Origin of the sequence: Bartonella sp. AP280QHHD, assembly GCF_042196125.1 — a bacterium.
Lineage (GTDB): Bacteria > Pseudomonadota > Alphaproteobacteria > Rhizobiales > Rhizobiaceae > Bartonella.
The window spans coordinates 1-4,370 of record NZ_JBHIPQ010000016.1; the positions used below are offsets into that span (position 1 = coordinate 1).

Here is a 4,370-nt window from a genome sequence, read left to right on the forward strand (position 1 = left end):
CTATCAACATTTGATGTTTAATACCATTGAAGATGCTGATAATTTTACCGTTGATATGAAAAATCCTTCTCAATGGTTGATACGTGTTGGTGGACGTTTAACCAAAACCATTATAACCACTGAAAACAACCGTCCGATGTCTTTCTATGGAAAAGTAAACTTGATCAAAACCTTTGGTGATAATGGTACCATCCAGATTGGCAGAGATTTTGACCTTGATCCTATGGGACCTGCAATTGAAGGCGGCGTTGGCATCAATGCGCAACTGTCTCACAATTTCTCGCTTCATGGTGATGTCAGCTATCAACAAAAGCTTCAGAAAACTGGTATATCTGGAGCAAATTTCTCAGGCGGCATACGCTATCAGTTTTAAATCAAGGCTGTAAAAATAGCCTATTCATTCTATTCAATTTAATAAAAAGGGCAGCACAATATGCTGCCTTTTTTATTCTTGACACCCTTTCATAAAAAGATCGCTCGAATANTAAAAAGGGCAGCACAATATGCTGCCTTTTTTATTCTTGACACCCTTTCATAAAAAGATCGCTCGAATAGCTTTTGTTCTTTATCCTCCCAAGATCATCTCCATCAAGATTTATTGATTGACAAGGCTAGGTATTGTTTTTGATGCATACCAGATTGAAGTAGTTGCTCGTACACAGGCAAAAAAGTGCTTTCGTTATAATCCTGAAAAGACAGCTGGGAAGGTCTTGCCAATTTGCTGGAATTGGGGAGCGTGAAATGCGTGTAGCAGTCTTTGTACAAAAGAATGAAAATATGCACTAAAGCCGGTGGTTATGCTTAAGGGTGAGAATAAATTCAGTGATTTTGAGAAATCTACCCCTTACGCTGTCTTAGATATTGAATGGCATTTATCTCTCATAAACAAAAATGTCGCAAAGCGCTTCATCTCCAAGTGAAAGTAAAACTTTCAGAAAAAACACCTTATATGTATTTATTGATAAATCATATATGTTTATTGATAAATCGCGCTTGCTTCATAAAATCCCCTTCCCCTTTTTCTCAAAGCAAAAAGAAAATGTAAAGTTTTACTGTCGTAAGTAGATAAAAAGCACAAGCTACTATTATTTTCCTCTTTACATAGGAAAAATACTGCAAAATATTTCTTTACGCAGATAATTTAATTAAATACACCCAAAAAACAAAGACATCAACCACTTTATCAAAATACTCAAGAAGAAACTAAGATTTATAAAAGCATCAATCAGTACTCTTTAGCATATTTATAAAACACATTACATCCAATATAAAACACCTCAGATCTAAAATTAAGTAAAATTTTTTAATTTTTGCTGACGGCTGTTCCCAACGATGCTGCCCCCCCTTTATTCTCCTTAATGCATCAAAATATATGACAGTACTGTGATACCATTAAAAAGTACAAACAAACAACGATCATTTGCTTATAATATTGTCTTTAAATATCATTTTAATATTTTTAATTATATATTTAATACGTAATAACTAAAACTATAAATATAATATGACTTAAATATAAATATATACATTAATTATTATATTTTTTAATTTGACTATAAGTAAATTATAAAACTATAAGTAAATTATAAAATAGTGATCAAGAAGAATATTTTTATAGACCATTATTTATTTTCTTATATTGTTTGTTCTTCTTATAACAAGTGGAGATATGGCAAACAGAAAAAATATTTGTAGCTTAGTTTTAAGTGAGGAGAACATAAATGTCTAAAAAATCTCTTTTATCGTATACAGCAACTGCAGCAATTCTATTATTTGGGACCTACCACAACACACAAGCGGAAGAACTTAAAGAACTTAAAGTTTCTGATGGAAATAAAATGGAAGTCTCTAAAGAAAGCTACGAGAATATTTGGGCAGAAACGGGTGGAAAAATCATCGGCAAGAATTTAAAGCTGGGGAGTACCTCCCCAACACCACCATCTGTTACAACCGTTGTCACCGTTAAAGGATCCGATAGTTTGATTGAATTATCGGACAATACCATCATTGGTGCTCCACTTGGAACTAAATCTTCCTATGAATACGGCGTTAATATATCGGATAACGCTACATTCAAAATGACAGGAGGTTCTATCAATGTTGATAAAACCGCTATTCAGCTAAATGCTGGTAACGGAAATATGGAAAATGTCACAATAACAAGTGAAAACAGCGAACCCTATAACGCAATAAAAGCTGAAAAAAAAAGTAAACTCACTTTGAAAAATATAACTGTTAAAAAAGCAAAAAACAGCATCTTTGCAGATAACCAAACTCAAGTAACAGTTATCGATGGATCTTTTGAGGCAAACGAAACAGCAATCAATGCTCGAAACGGTAGTATCATTACTTTAAACAATAAGGCAAAAATCACATCACTTAACGGTGATGGGCTCAATGCCATTGGTGAGCAATCAAAAATTTTTATGACAGGGGGAACTGTTACCGGTAGCAATAGTGTATTATATACAAAAGCTGGTGGATATATTAATGTTAAAGATGTTGTGCTCACAGCAAATGGTAAAGGAACAAAATTCGGTGCATTTGCAAGAGGTTCCAGCACTATTGAATTGAATGGTAACACAACAATTAAAAATGCTTCGATCGGTGTTAAAGCCGAAAGTGATAATGCGACAATCAAGATGACCGGAGGATCGATTGAGGTCACAGGAGACAAAGCAGTAGGTGCATCATTTCTTAACACCACCAGCAAAGAAAACACGCTGAAAGATGTAAAAATATCAAGCGGAAATGATGACTTTCTTATGGATAAAGGAATAAGTGCTGACAAAGGAAGTATTGTCACTTTAAATAATGTAACCGTCACGAAAGCAAAAAACAGCATCTTAGCAGATAACAAATCTCAAATAACAATCACCGGCGGATCTTTTGAGGCAAAAGGAGAAGCAATAATTGCTCAAAACGGCAGCAGCATTACTTTAAACAATGGTGCGAAAATCATTTCATCTGAGCATAATGCGCTGAGTGCCATTGGTGAGCAATCAAAAATTTTCATGACAGGAGGAACTGTTACTGGGAGTAATAATTCATTATATGCAACTTTGGGTGGATATATTAATGTTAAAGATGTTGCACTCACAGAAAATGGCGAAAGCTCAGTTACAGGCGCATCAGCTGAGGGCCCAAACAGCGTCATTGAATTAAAAGGAAAAACAACGATTACGAAGACTCTCTTTGGTCTTTATGTAACGGATGGAGGCAAAATCACAAGTGAAGAATTAACGATAAAAGGGAAGAAAACAAATATTGAGGGAATCGAACTGCCCAGCATGGGTGTAAATGCTGCTGCAAATAGCGTCATTGAATTAAACGGAAAAACAACGATTGAAAAAGTTGATTTTGGACTTGTCGCATCCAATAGCACGATTAAGATGATCAATGGCGCTGAAAACAAAATAGATGCAACACTAATTGCACTAAAGATAAACAGAAATGGACATATTGATCTCGCAAATACTTCTGCAACAGCAGGGGTTGCTGGGGTGAATTTTGCAGATTTGTCTAAAAATAAGTTAAATGGCCTAAGTAATAGTAATCCACAAGATTGGCAAAACAGTGAAGTTAATTTGACCAATACAGATCTGATCGTTGAAAATGGTATTGGAATAAATACCGATGAATCAATGGGGAAAATTAATCTCAAAAATTCAAAAATCCTTGCAGATACGTTATTCAAAAACATAAAGCAGAAGACAAAACCTGTTGAAATGTTTACTTTAACCGCAGACCATTCTGTCTTACAAGGCGGTGTAAGAAATGACGAAAATGGGCAAACACGCTTTGATCTGAAAAACGACACAAAATGGACGTTGAAGATCAGTAACAATGAAAAAGATGCTGATGGAAAACTACTTGATATTGCTCAAAGATCTCGTTCCGATATTTCTACGCTTAATCTCGATAACAGCTCCATTATGTTTAGCAAGCCAACAGAAAAACAGCATTACCAAACTTTGTATATAGGTTCTGGTAAACCAGACACGCAAGCCGTCTACAATGCCTCTGGTGACGCAAAAATTTACTTCAACGCACAATGGAGTGATGGAGCACCAATCGCCGATCAAAAAACCGATAGGCTTTTGATCAATGGGAACGTCTCAGGCAACACATCAGTTTATGTTTCAGGACGCGTAGAAAAGAACAGTAGTCAAGCAAATACCTCTGCTGCTCCTAATGTACGGGGGCTTTCACTCATTCAAGTTTCTGGAAAAGCAACTGAAAACTCTTTCAAACTCGTAAATGGCTATACCACAAGAAATGGTTTACCAGATATGTATACACTACGTGCCTATGGACCAGACTCAAGCCAAGGAAAAGCCGATATTGCGCAAAACCTCTTTGATGAAAAG

The 4,370-nt window shown here is 35.5% G+C and carries 2 protein-coding genes; both read left to right on the forward strand.

Translation table 11 applies throughout. The features are described from left to right. Positions 1–373, forward strand: a 373-nt coding sequence (locus tag ACFIMK_RS02310; RefSeq protein ID WP_375693512.1) for an autotransporter outer membrane beta-barrel domain-containing protein, incomplete at its 5' end; no start/stop codon positions are given. A gap of 1,348 nt (positions 374–1,721) precedes the next feature. After that, positions 1,722–4,370, forward strand: a 2,649-nt coding sequence (locus ACFIMK_RS02315) for an autotransporter outer membrane beta-barrel domain-containing protein (protein WP_375683047.1), incomplete at its 3' end; no start/stop codon positions are given.